This window comes from Streptomyces collinus, assembly GCF_031348265.1.
GTDB classification, from domain to species: Bacteria; Actinomycetota; Actinomycetes; order Streptomycetales; family Streptomycetaceae; genus Streptomyces; species Streptomyces collinus.
The window spans coordinates 3,981,034-4,002,760 of the sequence record NZ_CP133771.1 but is presented as its reverse complement, the minus strand read 5'-3'; the positions used below and the strand labels follow the sequence as shown (position 1 = coordinate 4,002,760).

21 protein-coding genes are annotated in these 21,727 nt (G+C 72.9%); 11 read left to right on the top strand and 10 right to left on the bottom strand.

Annotated elements, in window-relative coordinates; all coding sequences use genetic code 11:
* The first annotated feature begins 202 nt into the window (after nt 1-202).
* A complete protein-coding gene (locus tag RFN52_RS18000) occupies nt 203-2,242 on the top strand; it encodes a hypothetical protein (protein WP_184847657.1) in 2,040 nt (679 codons plus the stop codon).
* A gap of 3 nt (nt 2,243-2,245) precedes the next feature.
* On the opposite strand, the gene murQ is transcribed toward RFN52_RS18000, so the two are convergent.
* Both murQ and RFN52_RS17990 read right to left on the bottom strand, forming a co-directional pair.
* Entirely contained in the window at nt 2,246-3,178 is a 933-nt protein-coding gene (gene murQ / locus RFN52_RS17995; RefSeq protein WP_184847656.1) for an N-acetylmuramic acid 6-phosphate etherase, read from the bottom strand.
* 45 nt (nt 3,179-3,223) lie between these two features.
* Entirely contained in the window at nt 3,224-4,159 is a 936-nt protein-coding gene (locus RFN52_RS17990; RefSeq protein ID WP_184847655.1) for a MurR/RpiR family transcriptional regulator, read from the bottom strand.
* A 55-nt stretch (nt 4,160-4,214) separates the two neighbouring features.
* On the opposite strand from RFN52_RS17990, the gene RFN52_RS17985 reads away from it, so the two are divergent.
* On the top strand, nt 4,215-4,598 hold the full coding sequence (locus tag RFN52_RS17985; protein ID WP_184847654.1) for a DUF8819 family protein: 384 nt from the start codon (nt 4,215-4,217) through the stop codon (nt 4,596-4,598).
* A 7-nt stretch (nt 4,599-4,605) separates the two neighbouring features.
* The gene (locus tag RFN52_RS17980) at nt 4,606-4,893 is read left to right on the top strand and encodes a DUF4031 domain-containing protein (RefSeq protein ID WP_184847653.1); all 288 of its coding nucleotides are present in this window, start codon (nt 4,606-4,608) and stop codon (nt 4,891-4,893) included.
* Here RFN52_RS17980 and RFN52_RS17975 read toward each other — a convergent pair.
* Both RFN52_RS17975 and RFN52_RS17970 read right to left on the bottom strand, forming a co-directional pair.
* A complete protein-coding gene (locus RFN52_RS17975) occupies nt 4,863-5,918 on the bottom strand; it encodes a GNAT family N-acetyltransferase (protein WP_184853943.1) in 1,056 nt (351 codons plus the stop codon). The two genes, RFN52_RS17980 and RFN52_RS17975, sit on opposite strands and share 31 nt — an antisense overlap.
* A 34-nt stretch (nt 5,919-5,952) precedes the next feature.
* Nucleotides 5,953-6,615 carry an HD domain-containing protein gene (locus RFN52_RS17970; protein ID WP_184847652.1) on the bottom strand — a complete coding sequence of 221 codons (663 nt, stop codon included), beginning with the start codon at nt 6,613-6,615 and terminating at the stop codon, nt 5,953-5,955.
* A gap of 46 nt (nt 6,616-6,661) precedes the next feature.
* On the opposite strand from RFN52_RS17970, the gene RFN52_RS17965 reads away from it, so the two are divergent.
* The 4 genes from RFN52_RS17965 (at nt 6,662) to RFN52_RS17950 (ending at nt 10,703) form a co-directional block, all read left to right on the top strand.
* Entirely contained in the window at nt 6,662-7,342 is a 681-nt protein-coding gene (locus RFN52_RS17965) for a maleylpyruvate isomerase family mycothiol-dependent enzyme (RefSeq protein WP_184847651.1), read from the top strand.
* A gap of 104 nt (nt 7,343-7,446) precedes the next feature.
* Nucleotides 7,447-8,139 carry a copper homeostasis protein CutC gene (locus tag RFN52_RS17960; protein WP_184847650.1) on the top strand — a complete coding sequence of 231 codons (693 nt, stop codon included), beginning with the start codon at nt 7,447-7,449 and terminating at the stop codon, nt 8,137-8,139.
* Nucleotides 8,140-8,338: 199 nt separating this feature from the next.
* On the top strand, nt 8,339-9,877 hold the full coding sequence (locus RFN52_RS17955; protein WP_184847649.1) for an AfsR/SARP family transcriptional regulator: 1,539 nt from the start codon (nt 8,339-8,341) through the stop codon (nt 9,875-9,877).
* A gap of 85 nt (nt 9,878-9,962) precedes the next feature.
* Nucleotides 9,963-10,703, top strand: a complete 741-nt coding sequence (locus RFN52_RS17950; protein WP_184847648.1) for an SDR family NAD(P)-dependent oxidoreductase — start codon at nt 9,963-9,965, stop codon at nt 10,701-10,703.
* A gap of 82 nt (nt 10,704-10,785) precedes the next feature.
* Here the strand turns inward: RFN52_RS17950 and RFN52_RS17945 are convergent, their stop codons facing one another.
* Nucleotides 10,786-12,840 carry a HelD family protein gene (locus RFN52_RS17945; RefSeq protein WP_184847647.1) on the bottom strand — a complete coding sequence of 685 codons (2,055 nt, stop codon included), beginning with the start codon at nt 12,838-12,840 and terminating at the stop codon, nt 10,786-10,788.
* 317 nt (nt 12,841-13,157) lie between these two features.
* Here RFN52_RS17945 and RFN52_RS17940 point away from each other — a divergent pair, with 317 nt between their 5' ends.
* Complete coding sequence (locus RFN52_RS17940) at nt 13,158-13,346, top strand: hypothetical protein (protein ID WP_033312238.1); 189 nt, start codon at nt 13,158-13,160, stop codon at nt 13,344-13,346.
* A 97-nt stretch (nt 13,347-13,443) separates the two neighbouring features.
* Here the strand turns inward: RFN52_RS17940 and RFN52_RS17935 are convergent, their stop codons facing one another.
* Nucleotides 13,444-15,087, bottom strand: a complete 1,644-nt coding sequence (locus RFN52_RS17935) for a DNA repair helicase XPB (RefSeq protein ID WP_184847646.1) — start codon at nt 15,085-15,087, stop codon at nt 13,444-13,446.
* A 181-nt stretch (nt 15,088-15,268) separates the two neighbouring features.
* Here RFN52_RS17935 and istB point away from each other — a divergent pair, with 181 nt between their 5' ends.
* Nucleotides 15,269-16,504 (top strand): IS21-like element helper ATPase IstB, encoded by a 1,236-nt coding sequence (gene istB, locus RFN52_RS17930; protein ID WP_184847645.1) that lies wholly within the window; start codon nt 15,269-15,271, stop codon nt 16,502-16,504.
* Here istB and RFN52_RS17925 read toward each other — a convergent pair.
* The 3 genes from RFN52_RS17925 to RFN52_RS17915 all read right to left on the bottom strand — a co-directional run bounded on the left by RFN52_RS17925 (nt 16,482) and on the right by RFN52_RS17915 (nt 19,614).
* Nucleotides 16,482-16,670: a hypothetical protein gene (locus RFN52_RS17925; protein WP_184847644.1), complete on the bottom strand. Its 189-nt coding sequence runs from the start codon at nt 16,668-16,670 to the stop codon at nt 16,482-16,484. The genes istB and RFN52_RS17925 overlap by 23 nt on opposite strands.
* A 104-nt stretch (nt 16,671-16,774) precedes the next feature.
* Nucleotides 16,775-16,906, bottom strand: coding sequence for a hypothetical protein (locus tag RFN52_RS17920; RefSeq protein WP_311240984.1), 132 nt, complete (start codon nt 16,904-16,906; stop codon nt 16,775-16,777).
* A 167-nt stretch (nt 16,907-17,073) separates the two neighbouring features.
* Nucleotides 17,074-19,614, bottom strand: a complete 2,541-nt coding sequence (locus RFN52_RS17915) for a helicase C-terminal domain-containing protein (RefSeq protein ID WP_184847643.1) — start codon at nt 19,612-19,614, stop codon at nt 17,074-17,076.
* A 153-nt stretch (nt 19,615-19,767) separates the two neighbouring features.
* On the opposite strand from RFN52_RS17915, the gene RFN52_RS17910 reads away from it, so the two are divergent.
* Both RFN52_RS17910 and RFN52_RS17905 read left to right on the top strand, forming a co-directional pair.
* On the top strand, nt 19,768-20,757 hold the full coding sequence (locus tag RFN52_RS17910) for a hypothetical protein (RefSeq protein ID WP_184847642.1): 990 nt from the start codon (nt 19,768-19,770) through the stop codon (nt 20,755-20,757).
* Nucleotides 20,758-20,801: 44 nt separating this feature from the next.
* Nucleotides 20,802-21,443, top strand: coding sequence for an HAD family hydrolase (locus tag RFN52_RS17905; RefSeq protein ID WP_373308543.1), 642 nt, complete (start codon nt 20,802-20,804; stop codon nt 21,441-21,443).
* On the opposite strand, the gene RFN52_RS17900 is transcribed toward RFN52_RS17905, so the two are convergent.
* Entirely contained in the window at nt 21,422-21,670 is a 249-nt protein-coding gene (locus tag RFN52_RS17900) for a hypothetical protein (RefSeq protein ID WP_033312232.1), read from the bottom strand. The genes RFN52_RS17905 and RFN52_RS17900 overlap by 22 nt on opposite strands.
* Nucleotides 21,671-21,727 lie beyond the last annotated feature (57 nt).

Sequence of the window (21,727 nt, the reverse complement as noted above, 5' to 3'; positions counted from 1 at the left end):
GTTGCCCGCGCGGGAGGCGTTGCGGGCGCGCGTGCGGCAGGTCAACCGGGAGCCGAAGTCACGGTGAAGTAATAGCCAACGGAGGATGTACAACCATTCGCCCTCCACCACCGTCGAACAGGCGTATCGCGCATACGCCGGCGTTCGCCCCACCGCACGCCACTCCGGAAATCACATCCTTTCCCCAGAGGAATCCTGTCTTATGACGTTCCGTTGGCTGTGCGGTGTCCTGCGTGTGCGTGGGAAGACCGACCTCTTTCTCGTGTTCCTGTTCGCCGCCGGATTCGCCGCACTGCCCGTTTTCGCGCTGCTCCCCTCGCTGTGGGGGTTCGCCGCCGCCTCGGCCGTGACGTACGCCGTGGACGAGGTGCTGCACACGCGCGCTCCCGCCTTCGTGCGGCGGCTGGCCGCGTTGCAGCTGACCCGCACGATGCGGTTCGCCGTGCGGACGGTGATGCTGCTCGCGCTGGCCGACCGGATGGACGCGCCGGGCGCGGTGCTGGTGGCCGCGCTGGCCGTGTTCAGCGTCCACCTCGGCCTGGTGATCCTGTACACGGCGGTGCATCACGCCATCCGGCGGCGCCGTGTGCTGCCGGTCGTGGTGCGCAACCTCGACATGAGCGGGGCGGGCATCCCGCAGTCGCCGCCCGCGCTCCTCTACCGGCGCTTCCTGCGCAAGCTGCTGCATCTCGACCTGCCGGCCCACGCCGGGCTCCTCACCGCGCTCGCGGCCGGGGCGTGGCAGCCCGCCGGCATCGGGTTCGCAGTCACCGCCGGGCTGGCGGTCGCGGCCGTGGCGGCGCTGCTCGGGCAGCTGCGCCGGGCCCGCCGGATGCCGCCGGACGACGAGGTGATCGCCGAACTCAACCGGCAACTCGCGGGGTACCGGCCGGAGGTGGCGCTGTACTTCAGTTTCGCGTCCGTGTCCCGGGACTTCATGTACCAGGTCAATATGTGGATCGAGACGCTGGAGCAGCTCGACCGGCGGCCGCTGATCATCCTGCGGGAGCGGGCCTCGTTCCGCTACCTGGGCCGTACGTCGATCCCGGTCGTGTGCGTGCCGAAGGCCGACGACGTGGCGCAGCTGGAGCTGCCCGAGCTGCGGGTCGTCCTCTACCCGGGCAACGCGGGCAAGAACGTGCACATGCTGCGCGTCGCCGAGGCCAAGCACGTGTTCATCGGGCACGGCGACAGCGACAAGCTCGCCAGCAGCAACCGGGTGAGCAAGGTGTACGACGAGATCTGGGTGGCCGGGCGGGCCGGGCGCGACCGCTACCAGCGGGTGCGGCACGCCATCAGCGACTCGGCGATCGTCGAGGTGGGCCGCCCGCAGCTGTCGTCGATCCGGCTGCACGCCGACCACGTGCCGGGGCCGGTGCCGACCGTGCTGTACGCGCCGACCTGGGAGGGCTGGAGCGACGACGACTGCCACACGTCGCTGATCCCGATGGGCGTGGCGCTGGTCGAGAGGCTGCTCGCCGAGAACGTCCGTGTCCTCTACAAGCCGCACCCCCTCACCGGCAAGCGCTCCCGGGCGGCGGCCGAGGCGGACCGGGCCGTGCGGGAGCTGCTGCGCGCCGACAACGAGCGGCGGGACGCCCGGGACGCCCAGGAGGCCGAGGCCGTGATCGCCGCCGCCCGGCCGCGGCTCGCGGAGATCCAGGCCCGGCTCGGCGAACTGTCCGGGCGGCTCACCGGCGACGACGCCCAGCAGCTGCGCGATGCGCGGGTCCCCGCCGGGGACGGGGAGGCGGAGTGGCACGAGCTGCGGGCCGAGTGGCACCGGCTCTTCTGGGAGAGCCGGGGGCCGGTCCGGCACCAGGTGATCATCAGGCAACTGCCCACGCTGTACGCGTGCTTCGACCAGGCCGACATGCTCATCAGCGATGTCTCGTCGGTCGTCGCGGACTTCGTGGCGAGCCTCAAGCCGTACGTCCTGACCAACGCGAACGACCTGCCCGACCAGGACTTCCGGGCGGCCTACACCACCGCCGGGGGTGCCTATCTCCTCGACCGGGACTGCACCCGCCTGCCGGAGATCCTCCGGTCGGTCCGCGAGCCGGCGCACGACCCGATGGCACCAGAGCGCCGCGTCCTCAAGGAGTACGTGCTGGGCCCCGACCGCCCCACGTCGATGGAGCGCTTCAACACGGCCGTCAACGCCCTGGCCGAGAAGGCGACGGCGGAACAGGCCGAGCGGCTGGCGGAGGGAGAGGAGCAGCGGGTGGTCGTGGGGGCGTGAGGGTCAGCCGGCCGCCGCCAGGGCCGCGCGCAGGTGGCCGTCGGACTCCTCCAGCAGCCTGGCCGCCGTCGGTCCGTCGACGTCGGCCAGGAGGGCGAGGATCGCGTTCTTGACCTCGCCGTCCGTGGCGGTCAGGGCCCGCTCGATGTCCTCCTCGGCGGCTCCGGTGGCCAGGGCGACGATGCGGTGGGAGCGGGCCCGGAGCTTGTCGTTCGACGCGCGGACGTCGACCATCAGGTTCCCGTAGGTCTTGCCCAGCCGGATCATCGTGATCGTCGAGAGCATGTTGAGGACGAGCTTCTGCGCCGTGCCGGACTTCAGGCGGGTGGAGCCGGTGAGCAGCTCGGGGCCCACGACGATCTCGATGCCGTGGTCGGCGGCGGCCGCGAGCGGGCTGCCGGGGTTGCAGGCGAGGCCGATGGTGAGGGAGCGGCAGGTGCGGGCGTGTTCGACCGCGCCGACGGCGTACGGGGTGCGGCCGGAGGCGGAGATGCCGACCACCGTGTCGTCGGGGGTCAGGGCGAGGGCCTTCAGGTCCGCCTCGGCCAGGTCCCGGGAGTCCTCCGCGCCCTCCACCGAGGTGACCACGGCGTCCCGGCCGCCCGCGATCAGGCCGACGACCCGGGAAGGGTCGGTGTTGAAGGTGGGCGGACACTCGGAGGCGTCCAGGACGCCCATCCGGCCCGCCGTGCCCGCGCCCGCGTAGACCAGGCGGCCGCCCCGGGCCATCCGCTCCGCGACGGCGTCGATCGCGGCGGCGATCTGCGGCAGCCGGGCCGCGACCGCCCCGGCCACGGTGGCGTCCTCGCCGTTCATCAGCCGGGCGATGTCGAGGGTGGGCAGCCGGTCGATGTCCGCGAAGTCCGGCCGGAAGGCCTCGGTGGTCAGGGACTCCAACTCGGTCCTGACATCGCGGGGGCTGGAGGTGGAGGTCATGACGGCTCTTTCCGTGTCTTTCCGGTGCTGGGCGGGGCGGCGGCCTCAGGAACGATGCCGGTGGGCCAGCGCCTCGTACGACGCCGACAGCGCCGGCGCCGCCGTCTCGTACGTCCGCTGCGCCACCCCCACGAACAGGCAGTCCACCACGAGGAGCTGACCCGTCCGGGACGACATCGCCGCCGGACGCAGCTCGCTCTCGCGTGCGGTGGACGTGGTGAGGACGTGGTCGGCGTACTGCGTGACCGGGCCGTTCGGGCGGCCGGTGATCGCCACCGTCGTCGCGCCGCGCTCGAAGGCGACCCGCAGCGGCTCGATGACGTCGCCCGTGGACCCGGAGTGCGTGACGGCGACGGCGACATCGCCCGCGCGCAGTTGCACGGCATTGGTGACGGCGAGGTGCGGGTCGCTGTGGGCATGGGCTATGAGGCCTATGCGCAGCAGCTTCTGCGTGAGGTCTTGGGCGACCAGGCCGGACGCCCCGACGCCGTACACGTCGGTGCGGCGGGCCGTGGCCAGCGCGGCGACGGCCGCGCCCAGTTGCACGGTGTCGAGGCCGGCGGCGGTGTCGGCGAGGGTCTGCTGCTCGTCGTAGGCGAGCTTGGCGACCACGTCGGCGATCGGGTCGTCCACGGCGATGTCCGTCGTGATGGCCGGGGCGCGGCCCGACTGCTGCTGCGCGGCGAGGCCGGCGAGCGCCAGGCGCAGGTCCCGGTAACCCGGATAGCCCAGCAGGCGGGCGGTGCGTACGACGGTCGCCTCGCTGGTGCCGGTGAGTTCGGCGAGGCCGGTGACCGTGAGGGCCGCGCAGCCGGCCGGGTCGCCCGCGACGGCCTCGGCGACGCGCTGCATGGAGCGCGTCATCGACGGGCCCAGCGTGCGGACCTTGGCCGCGAGGGCGGCGGGGGCGGGCGGGGCGCCGCTCGCCCCGGAGGAGCCGCTCCGCTCGCGGGCGAAAATTTCCTTCACATCACGGGTCACGATTGAAAGATATTTTCGGGGCGGCGCCGGGGTCAAGAGTGCGCACAATGGGTGCATGGAACCCATCAGCCCCCTGGAGCAGGCGCTGCACGCCGCGCGCGCCCTCGTGCTGGCCGACCTCGTCGCGGGCCGCGTCGCCGACGCGGATGTCGTGTCGCTGGTCGAGGAGTCCGTCAAGGAGCGCCGGTGGTGGGTCGAGCAGTGGCCCGAGGGCGCCCGGTACGTGGCCGGCCTGGTCGCGCAGGACGTCCAGGACGCCCTGCTGGAGCGGTACGGCCGCTGGCCGCTGTGCCCGGTGTGCGGGGCCGGTGAGCCGCACGCCCTCGATGTGGAACCGGAGTTGGGGCCCGACCCGCACTGGGTGTGCGGCGAGGCGGGCGTGAAGGTCGCCGCGGTGGGATCGCTGGGCGAGGCCATCGGCGGGCCGGCGTCCTCATGAGGCTTTCGTGACGATCTACATCGACCCGCCGGCCTGGCCCGGCCACGGCCGCATGTGGTCCCACCTCGTCAGCGACGTCTCCTACGACGAGCTCCACACCTTCGCCGCGCGCCTCGGCGTCCCCCGCCGGGCCTTCGAGCGCGACCACTACGACATCCCCGGCGAGCGGTACGCCGACGTGGTGGCCGCCGGGGCCGTGGAGGTCAGCAGCCGCGAGGTGGTGCGGCTGCTGTACGCGGCGGGGCTGCGGCGGCCCAAGGGGCGCTATCCCTCGCCGGGTTCGCGCAGCTCGTAGGCCAAGTGCCCGGGGTCCTCGGCGACCTGGGTGAAGCCGGCCCGCGCGAGCACGTTCTGCGACGGCAGGTTGCCCCGCTCGACGTTCGCGACCACGGTCCGCACCTCGTCCCGCTTCAGCGCCCAGGACGACAGCGTGCGCAGCGCCTCGGTGGCGTAGCCGTGACCGCGGGCGCCCCCGACCAGGTCGTAGCCGATCTCGACCCGTCCCGTCTCGTCCGGGACGCCGTGGAAGCCCATGGCACCGAGCGCGCGGCCGTCCTCGCGCCGGACGAGCACGTACATGCCCCACTCCGGCCGGTGGATGCCGTCCTCGTACTGCTTGTACACCAGCCCGGCGCCGACCCGCGTGCCGTCGACCGGGCCGCCCTCGATCCACTCGAAGCCGCCGTCGCCGACCGTGGACAGGTCGGCGGCCGCCGCGGGGGTGACCCCCTCCAGGGTGAGCCGCTCGGTGCCGATCACCAGGTTGTTGTTCCAGCGCCACTCGGTGACCGGGGCGCGGCCGGCCGGTTCCCCGCGCCCGGTGGCCCACAGCAGGGTCGGCCACGGGGTGGGGCCCGGCTGGACGTGCGGGAAGATCCGGGTGAGCACGAAGTCGCACAGCTCGGGCGCCGGTTCGTACGACAGGCCCAGCCCCTCGCAGATGTCGTGCGTGTGCAGCAGCACCTCGACCACGCCCATCGCGGCGAACCCGTCACGGTTCGCGCTGCGGAACGGGTACGGGTGGAAGGACCGCACGTCCCGCGGGGTGGTGCGGATCGCCGCGGCGAGCAGGGCTCCCGTGGTGCCGATCACCCGCAGCACGTCCGCGTTGCCGGTGTCCTCCTCCATCGACAGCTCGAACGGCGAGTACCCGTCCTGCTCCCGCCCCGCCAGCTGCCCCGCGTACGCGATGAGGTCCTCGGCGATGTGCACCGCCGTCCGCCGGCAGTCCCAGTCGAGCCGCCCCGCCCGTACGCCTTCCCAGTCCCGCTCGGTGACCGCCCCCAGCAGGCTCACGCACTCGGCGACGGCCTGCTCCACCTGTTCCGCTCCCGTTGACCACATGGCGGGCAGGCTACGAGGCGTCCCGGGGTGGGAGCGACAGCATTTCCAGCTCGGCCGTGAGGTTGTAGCGGGCCGTGGCCTCCCACTCGGCGGTGCCGTGCGGTGTCCTGAACAGGCGCGGCAGGTCGAGGAGTTGGCGCAGGATCGCGGCGCGGCCCTCGCGGAAGGCGTCGCTGGGGACGAAGTGGTACTCCTCGCGGACGGCCGCGGTGTAGGCGGCGTACGCCGACGGGGGCGAGGCGAGGACCGCGAGGTCGGCGTCGCACAGGACCTGGCCGTCGGGGTCGTCGTCGGCCGGGTCGTGGGTGACGGTGAGCCGGACCAGGCGGGCCACCTCGGCGGTCTTCGCGTCGGGCACGCCGGCCTCGGCGAGGGCGCGTTCGGCGAGGCGGGCCGAGCGCTCCTCGTTCTCGGAGCGGTCGGGCAGATAGACCGCGTCGTGGAACCAGGCGGCCAGCCGGACCACGTCCGGATCGTGCGCGTACCGCTCCAGTTCGTCGACGCGGTCGAGGACCGCCGCGAGGTGCCCGACCGTGTGGTAGCGGCGCTGGGGCTCCTGCCAGCGGGTGAGCAGGGCGTCGGCGTACGGCGCCGGGTCCGGGCCGCCGGCCGGGCCCCGGGCCGCTTCCAGGGTGCGGGCGAAGCGGGTGCGCAGGGAGTCGAGATCGGCCATGGGGGCATTCTCCCGCTGGGCGGGGTCGGGCACCTAGCGTGGGGGCATGACGACTCCTGCTGATGTGCCTGACGTACGGGACCCCGAGCAGCCCGGGCGGCTGCTGACGATCGAGCGTGACGCGCTGATCCCGCTGCTGCGGGGCCGGGCCGGGGAGGACTTCGCGCGGCCCGTCGCCGCGTGTCCGGGCTGGACGGTGCGGGACGTGCTGGCGCACTGCTCGGCCGCGCTGACCCGGGTGGCGGAGGGCAGGTTCGAGGAGGGCGTGTTCTCCCCCGAGTCCAACGACCGGGACATCGCGGACCGGGCCGACTGGAGCGACGCGCAGGTCGTCGACGAGCTGGAGCGCGGGATGGGCGCGGCCGGGCCCGCGATCGCCGGGGCCGGCGGCAGGCTGGACGGCCTCGCCCTGGGGGAGTGGGTGCACGCCGGGGACGTCCGCGAGGCCCTCGGCGAGTCGGGGGCGTACGGCGGGGCCGGGCTGCCGGACGCGCTCGCGCTGCTCGCCCGGATCACCCGCGAGCGGGGGCACGTGCCGCTGCACGCCGACCTCGACGACCTGGACGAGCCGCTGCGGCTGGGGGAGAGCGGCGGGGAGCGGCCCCCGGGCCGATTCATCGGGGACGGGCCGACGCTCGTACGGCTGTACACGGGGCGGCCGGTCGACGGGGTGTCGGCGTTCGAGCTGGCCGGTGTCGAGGCCAAGGAGCTGAACATCTACGGCTGAGGCAGCGCCCCGGGGGGCTTCGGATTCCGCGGGAGTGGGCAGCGTAGTCTTGATTGGACTAGACCTGTCGCCGATCGCCGACGCCCATCCGACGAAGGGGCCCCATGAGCAAGCGTGCAGTCCTGGAGGTGATCGCCCTCGGCGTCGAGGACGCGGTCGCCGCCCAGGCGGGAGGCGCGGACCGCCTTGAACTGGTCACCGACATGGCGGCCGACGGGCTCACGCCGTCGGCCGCCACCGTCGCCGGGATCCGGCGTGCGGTCGACATCCCCCTGCGGGTGATGATCCGTCTGGCGGACGGGTTCGCGGCGGGGGATGTCGAACGGCTGGTGCGGGTGGCCGGTGAGCTGCGGGAGGCCGGGGCGGAGGAGTTCGTGCTCGGGTTCCTCAACGCCGGGGGTGTGGTCGACCTGGCGGCCGTGGAGCGGGTGGTGGCCGTTCTGGACGGTTGCCCCTGGACCTTCCACCGGGCCATCGACCGGGCCGCGGACCGGGATGCCCTGCGCAAGCAGCTGGACGGGATGCCGAGGTTGGACACGTACCTGACGGCCGGGGCTTCTGGTGGGGTCGATGAGGGTCTGCCGGTGCTGCTCGCGGAGGCTGCCCGGCAGGGACAGCCGGGGTACGAGCAGCATCTCCTGGTGGGGGGCGGGCTCCGGCTCGACCATGTGCCGACGCTGCTGACGGCCGGGGTCGACGGCTTCCACATCGGCGGGGCGGCTCGGCCGGAGGGCTGGGAGGCACCGGTGTCGGCGGATGCCGTCGCACGGTGGCGGGCCGCCCTGGACGCCGTCTGATGGTGCACCCCTCCCGGTAGCACGAGGCGCCGCAGGGCCGGCAGACCGAGCAGGCTGGGGAAGTCGAGTCCACGGGAGGGGGCCGTAGCGGTGATGTCTGACAAGACCCTCACCGACGACGGCAGTTCGCCGTCCCGCGCTTCTCCAGGTCGCCTCTGTACGGGGAAGCAGGGGACGTGCCCGTGCGTTGTGCCGTTGCATGAGCCTGCGCTTCTCACTGATGGGTCCGGTACGAGCCTGGCACGACGAAGGAGAGATCGAACTGGGTCCGCGCCAGCAGCGGGCAGTGCTGGCGGCGTTGCTGCTGAACAACGGCATCCGGCTCAGCAACGACCAGTTGATCAGCATGGTCTGGGACGACCCGACGCCGAGCGCGGTGATGGCGTTGCGGACGTACGTGTACAAGATCCGCAAGATCCTTCCGGAGCTGAACCTGAAGTCCAGGGACGGGGGCTACACGGTCCGCGCGGAGATCGTCGACGATTGCCGCGGAGAGCCCTTGGAAGGCCTCCGGAGTGCCTACTTCGACGCGCAACGGGTGCGGCTCGGCGACTACCGGCTCAAGTCGCGGGAGGACTGCCTCGAACGTGAACCCGACGTGCTGGAGCTGCAGAAGCACGTCGCCGCCTTCCCGCTCAGGGAACGACCGCGCGCTCTCCTGATGCGCGCGCTCTACCAGGAGGGCAGGCAGGGCGAAGCACTGGACCATTTCCACCAGGCGCGCGCACTCCTCAACGAGGAGCTCGGCCTCGAACCAGGGCCGGAGCTGCGCGAGGTCCACGCGCGGATCCTCAAGGGCGACCTCACGCCGCCGCGCAGACCGGAGCAGCTGCTGCCGGATCTGATCGACTTCACCGGCCGTGCCGAGGAGATCGCGCAGGCTCTCCGGACGTTGCCGGGCACCGTGGGCATCACCGGTATGCGGGGCAGCGGCAAGACCGCGCTGGCCACCCGGATCGGCCACCTCGTCAGGGGCCGCTTCCCGGACGGGCAGATCTTCGTCAGGAGCGGGGACGTCGCCGACGAGCTGTTGCGCGCGATCGGCGTGGAGAACCCCGTCGGCGACAAAGCCACACTGTGGCGGGAGAAGGCGCGGGGCAAGCGTTTCCTCGTCGTGGTCGACGACGTGCAGGACGCGGCGGCCGTACGCGATCTCGCCACGCCCGGCTCGGCGATGATTCTCACGAGCGTCCGCCGGTTGAACGAGCTGCCGGGGGTGACCTGGCTGAAGACCGAGGGGCTGACCGAGCGGGAGGCACGGGATTTCTTCCGCAAGGTCCTCGGCCCGGTGCGCGCGGACGCGGAACCCGGGCAGGCCGAGGTGCTGCTGGAACGCCTCTCGCGCCTGCCCGGCCCGATCAGGGTGATGGGCGGCAAGCTCAGCTCGCGTCCGCACTGGACGATCGGGATGGTCCTGCTGCAAATGGAGCGGGAGAGCAAGCTCGACGGTGTGATCCCCTCCGACTGCGCTGCGATGTTCGCCCCGTTGATCGCGGCCGAGGAGCAACTGAGCGATCCGGAAAGGCACATGCTCATGTGCTTCGCGCGCCAGGACGTCGAGGTGATCGACAGCCACCATGCGGCGGACATGTCCGGGGCCGACCGCGGCGAGATCGAGATGGTGCTGGAGTCGCTCACGGGCGTGCACCTGATCGAGCCGCTCGTACTCGGCCGCTACCGGCTGCCGCACTTCGTGCGCCTCTACTTCAGGCTGCGCACACTGGTCCTGACCACCTGATCCATTTTCGCTGTCCGCGCGACCTGACCAGGCCGTATATCCGGAAATTATGCTCCGACGATCTGGCGCCGCCACGTTTGCAGACATGTCAACCAACGAACTGCAGGGCAAGAAGGCACTCGTCACCGGCGCCACGTCGGGTATCGGCCGCGCGATCGCGGTCAAGCTCGCGGAGGCGGGTGCCACCGTCTACGTGACGGGGCGCAGGGCCGAGCTCGGCAAGGAGACCGTCGAGCTGATCGAGCAGGCGGGCGGGACGGGCCACTTCGTCGTCGCGGACGTCGCGAACATCGACGACGTCCGCAATCTCGCCGAGGAGGTCGGCGAGGTGGACATCCTGGTGAACAACGCGGGCATCTTCCCGTTCTCGTCGACCCCTGAGCAGTCGCTCGACAGCTACGAGCAGGTGTTCGCCATCAACGTGCGTGCGTCCTACTTCCTGACGGCCGCGCTCGCGCCAGCCATGGTGGCCAAGAAGAAGGGCGCCATCGTCAACGTGTCGTCGGTCGCCGCGCAGATCGGCACCCCGGTCGGCTCGGTCTACAACGCCTCCAAGGCCGCGATGGACGCGCTGACCCGGTCGTGGGCCGTCGAGTTCGGCGCGGCGGGCGTTCGCGTCAACTCCGTGGCGCCCGGCCCGATCCGGACCGACATGGCCGTCGACACGGTCGGCGAGATGTTCGAGGCGTTCAGCCAGAGCACACCGCTCGGCCGCGCCGGCGAGCCCGAGGAGATCGCCGAAGCCGTGGTGTTCCTGGCCTCCGACAGGGCCGGCTACATCACCGGCGCGGTGCTCACCGCCGACGGCGGCCTGGTCGCGACCTGAGCGCGGGAGCGCCTGCTCGGCGCTGAGGGGCCACGCCCGCGGGCATCACCGCCAGTGATGCCCGCTGTACAGGTCCGACGCTTCAGTGAAGGGTGGCCGACGCCAACTGCGGCGGCAGCCCGGCCGCGTGCGTGACGATCAGGCCCGACACAGCTCGCGTCAGCGTCACATACAGACGTCGCAGGCCTGTGCGTTCGTCCGGTTCGCCGTCCACCACCGCCTGGGGTTCGTCCAGGACCACGTAGTCGTACTCCAGGCCCTTCGCCAGCGACGCCGGGACCAGGGTCAGGCGGGTGTCCTCGGTGGTCTCCTCGCCGGGGCCCAGGTACGGGATGCCGGCCTCCGTCAGGGCCGCGGCGAGGTCGGGCACGCGGGCGTCCGCCGCGATCAGGCCCGTCGAGCCCTCGTGGCGCAGCGACTCCCGGCAGGCGTCGACCACGTCCTTGGAGCCGGAGACCGGCCGGACCTCGAAGTGGCCCGGGTTCTCGCGGATCGACACGACCGGGGTGAGGCCCGGGGCGATGTGCGGGAGCAGCCGGGAGGCGTAGGTGATGACGTCCGTCGGGACACGGAAACCGGCCGTCAGTTCCTCCACCAGGGCGTCCTGCTTGCCGAGGTGGGTCAGCGCCTCCTGCCAGCTCCGGGTCGCCCAGGGCGTGGTGCCCTGTGCCAGGTCGCCGAGGACGGTCGCGCTGCCGGTGGAGCAGCGGCGGCCGACCGCCCGGTACTGCATGGGGGAGAGGTCCTGTGCCTCGTCGAGGACGACGTGGCCGAGGGAGTGCGTGCGCTGGATCAGATCGGTGGCCTCGTCGATCAGGACGGCGTCCGCGGGTGACCACTTGGCCGACTTCACGCTGCGCGCCGGCTTGGCCCACAGGATCGCCTTCTGCTCGTCCCCGTCGAGGATCCCGTCGGCGTGGACGGCGAGGAACTCCGCGTCCGACAGCAGCCGCAGCACCAGCTTGGCCGGGTCGACGGCCGGCCAGACCGCCTTGACCGCCGCCTTGACCGCGCTGTTGCGGGCCACCGCGTCCTGCACCCGGTCGTCCGGTGCCTCGCCCGACCGTTCCATCTGCACCAGCACGGCGTGCGCGATGCGCTGCGGCAGGGCCTCGCGGGCGGCGCCGTAGCGGATGTCCCGGTCGAGCAACTCGCGGACGAGTTCCTCCAGTTCGTACGCCGGGATCCGCCAGCGGCGGGAGCCGCGCACGACCACGACCGGCTCGGTGGGCATCGTGACGTGCGAGTACAGGGCGCTGCGCAGCACCTGCGCCAGCCGGGCGTCGCCCTTGACGACGGCGGCCGTCGCGTCGTCCGTGCCCTTGATCTCGACGTGGGCGACGAGGTCGTCGACGGTGGCCTGCTGGACGGCCAACTCACCCAGGGCGGGCAGGACTTGCTCGATGTAGTGCAGGAAGGACCGGTTCGGGCCGATGACCAGCGTGCCGGTGCGGGCGAGCCGCTCGCGGTGGGCGTAGAGGAGGTAGGCGACCCGGTGCAGGCCGACGGCGGTCTTCCCGGTGCCCGGGCCGCCCTGCACGCACACCGTGCCGGAGAGGCCGGACCGGACGATCTCGTCCTGCTCGGGCTGGATCGTCGCGACGATGTCCCGCATCGGGCCGACACGCGGCCGCTCGATCTCCTGCTGGAGCAGCTTGCTGGTCCGGGCTGCCTCCGCCGGGTCCGACAGGTGCTCGTCCTCGTACGCCGTGATGTCGCCCCGGGTGTAGCCGAAGCGGCGGCGCAGCGCGACATCCATCGGGTCCTTCTTGGACGCCCGGTAGAACGGCTGCGAGACCGGCGCGCGCCAGTCGATGACCATGGGGTCGCCGTCGTGGTCGTGCACATGCCGTCGCCCGATGTAGAAGCGCTCGCCTTCCGCGCCCTCCGCCGCTTCGGCGCCGGGGGCGTGCAGGTAGTCGAGCCGGCCGAAGAACAGCGGGGTGCCGCTGAGGTCGGCCAGTGCCTTGATGCGCTCCTCGATCTGGTGGGCCAGCGCCTCGGCGTTGACCCAGTTCGCGGTGACGTCGCTGATGTCGAGGGCCTCGACGCCCTCGCGCATGGCACGCAGGGCGGAACGGGAGGCGGAGAGGTGGGAGCGCTCACGCGCGAGCGGGTCGTCGACGGGCGTGGACAAGGGGGTGCCTCCGGAGGGACCTGCAGAAGAGTGGGCGGTGGGATGCCGGCCGGTTTCCGTCCGGTCGGCGGCACTCCGTGAGGGAGGCGGGCAAGAGCGGAGATCTTAGAGGAGCGGGGGCGCCGGCCGCGAACGGTTTTCCCACTCCCGGTTCGCCCGTCCCCCTCGTTCCCTCTCCCGCTCGTTCCCTCGTCCCCTAGGGGGCAGGGGCCTCCTCCCTGAGGGGGCCGGGTCGCCCCACGGGCGTACGCGGACCACCGCACAGTTCGGTCCAGAGACCGACGCGGGCTTTACGGACGAAAACGCACCATGGAGACATGAGCGCAGCAACCATCTCCCCCGCCCCGGCACCGGGCCGCCCGCCCGGCGCCACCGCCGTGGTCGGCAGTCACCGCCACCGCCTCGGCGATGCCCTGCGCGCCGTCAAGGTCTTCGCGGGCGCCGCCTTCGACGTGGTCGTACTCGGTCAGTACGGAGAGGAAGTCGGCGTGGTCCGCCGCAAGTGAGGACGTGTGGTCCGCCGCAAGTGAGGACGCGTGGTCTCGCCCTTGATCACGGGCGCGCCCAGATGCTCCCGCACGTCAGCGGCCCGGCCCGGCTCCGTCAGCTCTCCGCCAGCAGTTCGTCCGCGTCCATGATCCGGTAGGCGTAGCCCTGCTCCGCCAGGAAGCGCTGGCGATGGGCCGCGAAGTCCTGGTCGATGGTGTCCCGGGCGACCACCGAGTAGAAGTGCGCCTGGTGGCCGTCGGACTTGGGGCGCAGGACCCGGCCGAGGCGCTGGGCCTCCTCCTGCCGGGAGCCGAAGGTGCCCGAGACCTGGATGGCGACCGTCGCCTCCGGCAGGTCGATCGAGAAGTTCGCGACCTTGGACACCACGAGCACGCTGATCTCGCCCTCCCGGAAGGCGTCGAAGAGCTTCTCCCGCTGCGCGTTCGACGTCTCGCCCTTGATCACGGGCGCGCCCAGATGCTCCCCGAGCTCGTCGAGCTGGTCGATGTACTGCCCGATGACGAGGATCTGCTGCCCGGCGAACCGCCGCACGATCGCCTCGGTCACCTTCCGCTTCGTCGCGGTCGTCGCGCAGAAGCGGTACTTCTCCTCCGTCTCGGCCGTGGCGTACGCGAGCCGCTCGGAGTCCGTCAGATTGACCCGGACCTCGACGCAGTCGGCCGGCGCGATGTAGCCCTGCGCCTCGATCTCCTTCCACGGCGCGTCGAACCGCTTGGGACCGATCAGGGAGAACACGTCCGACTCGCGGCCGTCCTCGCGCACCAGCGTGGCGGTCAGGCCGAGCCGCCGCCGCGCCTGGAGGTCGGCGGTGAACTTGAAGACCGGCGCGGGCAGCAGGTGCACCTCGTCGTAGACGATCAGCCCCCAGTCCCGCGAGTCGAACAGCTCCAGGTGCGGGTAGACGCCCTTCCGCCGGGTCGTCAGCACCTGGTACGTGGCGATCGTGACGGGCCGGATCTCCTTCTTCGTCCCGCTGTACTCGCCGATCTCGTCCTCGGTGAGCGAGGTCCGCTTCACCAGCTCGTGCTTCCACTGCCGGGCGGACACCGTGTTCGTGACGAGGATGAGGGTGGTCGACTTCGCCTGGGCCATCGACCCGGCGCCGACCAGCGTCTTCCCGGCGCCACAGGGCAGGACGACGACGCCCGAACCGCCGTGCCAGAAGTTCTCCACGGCCTGCTTCTGGTACGGCCGGAGCGCCCAGCCGTCCTCGGCCAGCTCGATCTCGTGCGCCTCGCCGTCGACGTACCCGGCGAGGTCCTCGGCCGGCCAGCCCAGCTTCAGCAGCGTCTGCTTGATCTGTCCGCGCTCGGAGGGGTGCACGACGACCGTGTCCGGGTCGATACGGGCGCCGACCAGCGGCGTGATCCGCTTCGACCGGAGGATCTCCTCCAGCACCGGGCGGTCGGTGGTGGTGAGCACCAGCCCGTGCGCCGGGTGCTTGGACAGGGTGAGACGGCCGTAGCGGTCCATCGTCTCGGCGATGTCCACGAGCAGCGCGTGCGGCACCGGGTAGCGGCTGTACTGCACGAGCGCGTCCACGACCTGCTCGGCGTCATGCCCCGCCGCGCGGGCGTTCCACAGGCCCAGCGGGGTCACGCGGTAGGTGTGGATGTGCTCCGGCGCCCGCTCCAGTTCCGCGAACGGGGCGATGGCCCGGCGGCAGCCGTCGGCCTGCTCGTGGTCGACTTCCAGGAGCAGGGTTTTGTCGGACTGGACGATCAGCGGACCATTCACGCGAGGCACCCTTTCTGCGGCCGGAGGGCTCGGACGGCTCGACAGCGCGACGCCTCGGCCAAACGTCCAGTGTGCCTGATCGACCGCGTCGGGTGGTGTGATCTGCGCGTCCAGTCGTACTGAATGCCTATTCATTCCAACGTGTGGTGTGAATTCAGTTTTTCCATCGCGGCCCCGAAGAATGGCGCAGGTGCAGAACCCGACGACCACCACGCTCGGATACGCCCTGTTCGCCACCCGCTGGCTCCAGGCCCCGCTGTACTTCGGGCTGGTCGCCGCCCAGGGCGTCTACGTCTACAAGTTCTTCAAGGAGCTCTGGGCCTTAATCCTGACGTGCGTGAGCGGGCACGCCACCGAGACGTACGTGATGCTCGCGGTGCTCAAACTGGTCGACGTCGTCATGATCGCCAACCTGCTGATCATGGTGATCGTCGGCGGCTACGAGACGTTCGTCTCGCGCATCGGCCTCCAGGGCCACCGTGACCAGCCGGAATGGCTCTCGCACGTCAACTCCAACGTGCTGAAGGTCAAACTCGCCACGGCGATCGTGGGCATCTCCTCCGTGCACCTGCTCCAGATGTTCGTGGACGTCCACCACACCTCCCGGCACGCCCTGATGTGGGGGACGGTGATCCACATGGCGTTCATCGCCTCGGCCGCGATCCTCGCCTACATGTCGGGCCCGATGGTCGCCCACACGGACCGCGGACACGCCGACCGCGCACCGGCGGCGCCCGCGCCCGCGCAGGCCCCCGACCACGGAGGCCGGCGGCACACGGAACCGGAATCCCCGAGGCCCCCGGCCGCCACCGTCCCCCCGCAACCCGACCCCGTCGCCGAAGCCGAGGCCCGGATCCGTGCCGCCGGGTTCCCGGCGCGCAAGGTGCTGGAGGAGTTCGACCAGCAGCATCCCCGGGGCTTCGACCGGGAGGTCCTCGCGCGGCTCGGCAAGGCGGACTTCGTCGACGCCCGGCGGAACGTGGTCTTCGTCGGACCGCCCGGCACCGGCAAGACCCACCTGGCCGTCGCCCTGGGCGTGCGGGCCTGCCAGGCCGGGCACCGGGTGCTGTTCGCGACCGCCGCCGAGTGGGCCGCCCGGCTCGCGGGCGCCCGGGCCGCCGGCCGGCTCGACGCGGAGCTGGCCGCTCTCGACGATCACCCCCTCCTGATCGTCGACGAGGTCGGCTACACGCCCTGCGACGCGGCGACCGCCGGCCTGTTCTTCCAGCTCGTCGCGCACCGCTACGAGCGGGCCTCCCTGATCCTGACCAGCGACCGCCCGCTCGGCCGCTGGGACGAGGTCTTCGGCCCGTCCGCCCCGGCGCTGACCGACCGCCTCGCCCATCACGCCGAGATCGTGCGGCTGGACGGCGACAGCTACCGGACGCGGCGCGCTACTTCAGCGTGGGCAGACTGACGTTCTGGACGAGCGGGCCTTCGACGGAGACCCCCTCGGTGACCAGCGGCTCCACCGCGGTGACCGGCAGGGGCAGGGGCGGTGCGGAGGCCGCGGCGGCGGAGGGCGCGAGCACCCCCACGAGCGCGACGGCACAGACGGCGACGGCGGGCAGGTTCTCACGCATGAGGCGACCGGGCCTTTCACGGGCTGAGGGACGGGAGCGACGGGACACCGCACCGCGGGCCGGTCCGGGGCGCCCGGACCGGCCCGCGGGTGCGCGGGAGCGGATCAGACCTGCGGTGTCTCCAGGACGAGGCCGGCGACATCGATGCTCACCGCGGAGGCCGGGGTGGCGAGACCCCCGAACGTCATCAGGGCGGCGGTGGCGAGGACGGCGGCGACGCGACGGACAACACGCATACGGGACTTCCTTTCGGCGGAGCTCACAGGACACCCGGTGGCTGCCCCCGCGCACCCGGCGTGATGCGGCACGCCCGGGAAGGTCGCCCGAGTGTGGGACATCCCCGGCGTGGCGTGCATGAACGCCCGCCCGCACCCGAACGGGTGACACGGGCCGCGGGCCGCCGTCAGCCCGCGTCGTCGGCCAGCTCCGCGACCCCGGTGATCCGGTGCAGCGGATACGTACGGACCTCGTCCGCGGTGTGGTCGTACGCCGTGACGAAGCCGCCCTCGACGCGGATCGGGGCGATGACCCGCTGGCTGGCGGCGCCCTCGGCGTTGACGTAGCCGATCCACAGGGCCTCGCCGGTGAGGACGGCGGCCTGCATGGTGGCCAGGGTCTCGGCGGCACCGGTGCGGGGCAGCTCGCCGTTGGCCGCGGGGCCCGTGCCGGGCTTGCGCGGGGTGGTGGAGGCGAGGTCGCCGGCCCGGATGGCGCGCAGCGCGGCCGCCAGGAGGGTGTCGTCGGGGACCGGCGGGCCGTCCGGCACGGGCTCGGGCGCGGTGCGCGGCGGGGTGCGGTGGGCCAGGGCGCGGGTGATCAGCACATCGCCCTCGGCGGACTCGGCGGCCGGCGCGAACCCCATCGCCCGCAGACCCTCCAGGAGCCCGGCCGGGTCGGCCTGCGCGGCCAGCACGGTCGGCGCGAGCCGGCGCAGCCCGAGCCCGGCGGCCCGCTTGTCGGCGAGGATCTCGCTGAGCACCGCGTCGTCGTCGCAGCGCACGTACGCCGAGGCCGCGCCGACGCGCAGATGGCCGTGCCGGCGGGCCACGTCGTCGATCAGGTACGCCAGCGGCTGCGGCACCGGCGTGCGGGAGTGCGCGGCGAGGAAGGCGTGCAGGTCGGAGGCGGCCTGCCCGGCGTCCAGCGCCCGCCGCACCGAGCCGGGCGTGAACCGGTAGACGGTCGCCCCGCCCTTGGACTCGACGTCCGCCAGCACACCCAGCATGTCCGCGAGCGGCCGTCGCAGGGGGCCGGGCGCCACCGCCGTCAGGTCGGCCTGGAGCAGCACGTGGTCCAGCGGCTCGGGCAGCAGCGGCGCGAGCAGCCGGGCCGCGGCGGCGGAGGCCACGGCCTGTTCGGCGGGGGAGAGGGGAGCGAGCGGGGCGGGACGGTGATGGTGGTGGACGGGCAGCTTGTCCCCCGGCCCGGAGGGTTCCGCTTCCGGGCCCGGCGCGGGAGCCGCGGGCGCGCCCAGCAGGGCCCGGCCCTGAGCCGACAGCGCGCCCCGGCCCGTGACGCCCAGCTGCTCCGCCTCGGACAGCGCCCACTCGGCGAGCCGGCCGCGCAGATCGTCCTCGCGCCGGTCGCCGCGCAGGGGCCGCTCCCAGCGCAGCCGGGCCAGCACCGGCCCGGCGGCGGGCGCGGCGCCCTCCGGCAGCCCGGCCAGAAGCGCCAGCACCCGATGCCGCACCTCGGGCGCCGCAGAGCGGTCCAGACCCGGCCCGAGCGCCGACAGCGTACGGTCCTTGGCGTCCCGCCCGCCCACGAGACCGGCCGTCCGGGTCGCCGCGAGCCAGGCCGTGACCAGCCGCGACCAGCGCTCGGCGGGCGGCTGCTCCAGCCACGCGTCGTACGCCGGGGTCGCCGCGTACCGCTCGTCGGCCTCGCCGTCCGAGGCGATCAGGCCCGCCGCGTACGCCAGCTCCACCCAGAACGCGGCGGCCGGCTCGGGCACGTCGAGGGCGACCGCGGTCCGCTTCAGGTCCCGCACGCTCAGCCCACCGGCCCGCAGTACCGCGGGCCCGCCCTCGTCCCAGTCCTTCAGCAGTTCCTCGACGGTCGCGAGCGCGGTGTACGCCTGCCCGGCCGCGGCGCTGTCCACAACCTGTGGACGGTGAACGGCCGCGGTCTCGACGACCGGCGGCACGGGCTCGGGCGCCCGGTGCGCCAGGCCCCGCCGCAGGTGCAGGGCGACCTCGCGCGGCAGGACGACCGTCCCGGGAGCCGTCGGCAACAGCAGTCCGCGGTCCAGCAGCCAGCGCAGCCGCGGCGCCGGATCGGCCGTGACCTGCCCGTACGGCGGCCCCCACACCAGGCGTTCCAGCACCTCGACCGAGTCGGCCGGGGCGTCGGCGAGCAGCGCGGCCATCCGGGCCCGGTCCGTGAACAGCCCGGTCAGGGCGGTCACGGCGGAGACCGAGTCGTGCGTCGAGGCCAGCCCGGCGGCCGCGACGATCTCCTGGATCCGGCCCGGGGACATCCCGGCGGTGGCCTCCTGGACCGTCGGGCCGAGCCCCGTCGGCGAGGGGTGCTGCGGCGAGGGGGCCAGCAGCTCACGCGCCGTGCGGACCAGCCGCAGCCGGTCGTCGGCGCCCCACACCAGGGCCTGCTCGCGCAGCAGGTGCACGGCGTGCGGCAGGGCCGCCACGACGGCCGGGTCGGCGTCGTCCCCGGCCATGAGCCCGAGCAGTTCGCCGTAGGTCGCCGGGTCCGCAGCCACGGCCAGCGCCTCCGCCGTCTGCAGCGCGAACCGGTCCAGCCGCTCCAGGGCCCGCACGACCGAGGCGCGGGTGCCGGCGCGGGTCGCGAGCTGGGTGAGGTCGGTGGGGACGGGCGTGATGAGATCCGGGCGGCTGCGCAGGAGCGCGCCCAGCGCGGCGTCGCCCCGCGCGCGGAGCGCTTCCGCGAGGGAGCGGGGGGCCGGGGGCCTGTCCTCGGTGCTCATCCGGTCCACGGTAGCGGGTTGCCCACGGCGGCCGGGCCGACTGTGAGCGGCCTCGCCCCCCGAACGCGGGACGGGCTTTTGGCCGCCCCGCCGGTCCTCGCGGTACCGTCGTCCGACGGCGTCACGCAACGCACCCGCCCCGGAGGGGACTTCGTGGGGATTGAGAGCGACCAGGTCGTTTACGAGTATCTGAGCCGCGTCGGCGACGTGGCCCAGCAGCGGCAGTTGTCGTCGGCCACCCGTATGCGACTGGTCGCGGACCTGCGCAACGAGATCGACAAACGCCGTGCGAAGGCCACCGTCGACTCGCCCGCCGCCGTCCGCCGCATCCTGTCCCGGCTGGGCAGCCCCGACGACATCGTGACCGCCGCGGCGGGCGGCACGGGCGGTGAGCCGCACCGCGCCGCTCCCGCCTCCGTCCCCGTGCAGCGCGAGGCCGAACCGCAGGAGCGGGCGAAGGGCGTCATGCGGCGCGTCGTACCGCGTCCCCGCCCGGCGCGGTCCGCCGAGGAGTCGCAGCCGGCGCCCTCCGACGGCCCGGCCCCGCCGCATCTGGCCGCCGGGCACGAGCTGGGCGACAGTGCAGTCCAGCCGGACTGGTGGCGGGTGGACAGCAGCCCCTTCGGCGTGGGCGACGAGGTGCCGGGCTTCGTGGGCGGCGTGGAGCTGCCGGAACTGCTGAAGCCGCCGGCGCCGCGGAGGGCGGAGAAGGAGAAGCCGGACGCCGGGGAAGCGGAGCCGGTCGTCGAGGCGGCGGAGGTGGCCGAGAAGGAGGGACGCCGCCGTCTCCCGAGTCTTTCCGCCGGGAACTGGAGCAACCCGCTCCTCCTGATCGCCGCGGGCCTGCTCGTCGCCGGGGCCGTGCTCGGCAACTGGTTCGTCCTCCTGCTCGGCTGGCTCATCGCCTACGCGTCCCGCCGCCTGACCCAGGCCGAGACGAAGTGGGCGGTCGTGATCCTGCCGAGCCTCTCCGTGGCCGGGGGCCTGGTGTGGCTGTGGGGCCGGATGAACGGCCGCTGGGGCGACCCGATCGCCGAGGGGCACATGAACGCCGCGGTGGCGGAGACCTGGCCCTGGGTGGTCAGGGGCGCGGCGGTGGCGTCGGCCCTGTTCCTGGTGTGGCGTTCACAGCGCTCGCGCTAGGGCCGCCACAGCCGGACGCCTGTCGTTCACACCCTCTGGGCACAATGGCCCATATGGCCTTCATGACCCCGCCCGCCCTCACCGTCGGCTTCGATCTCGACATGACCCTCATCGACTCCCGGCCCGGCATCCGCGCCTGCTACCAGGCGCTGTCCGAGCGGACGGGGACGTACATCGACGCCGACCTGGCGGTCACGCGGCTCGGGCCGCCGCTGGCCGAGGAACTGGTCAACTGGTTCCCGGCCGAGGAGATCCCGGCCATGGCGGACCTGTACCGGGCGATGTACCCGGCCATCGCCATCACCGCGACCCCGGCGATGACCGGTGCCCGGGAGGCCATCGCGGCCGTACGGGAGGCCGGCGGACGCGCGATAGTCGTCACCGCCAAGTACGAGCCCAACGCCAAGCTGCACCTCGCCCACCTGCGCATCGAGCCCGACGCGGTCATCGGCGACCTGTGGGCCGAACAGAAGGCGGAGGCGCTGCGCGAGCACGAGGCGGGCGTCTACGTCGGCGACCACGTCGGGGACGTGCGCGGCGCCCGCACCGCCGGGGCGCTCTCGGTCGCGGTCGCCACCGGCCCCTGCCCCGAAGAGGAACTGCGCGCGGCGGGCGCGGACGTCGTCCTCACCGACCTGACGGAATTCCCGAGGTGGCTTTCGGACTACCGTCCCGCGCGCGCCTGACGGCGTCCCGCCGCCACGGAACGCAGCACTCCCGCGCCGGCCATCAGGAATCCGACCGCCATGAGCATGCTCAATCCGAACATGTACGTCGGAAAGGGCGACGTCCCGAGGAACAACGGGGCGACCGTGACCAGTGTGGCCAGGGCGCCGATGAAGAAGACGACGGCTCCGGCACGGACCAGGCGGTCACCGGGAGCGGCGGAATTCGTTTGGGTTTTGTCACGCACCCGACCAGGGTAGTTCCCAGCGCGAAGGAACAACCGGGTGACGTCTTGTCACCGGCT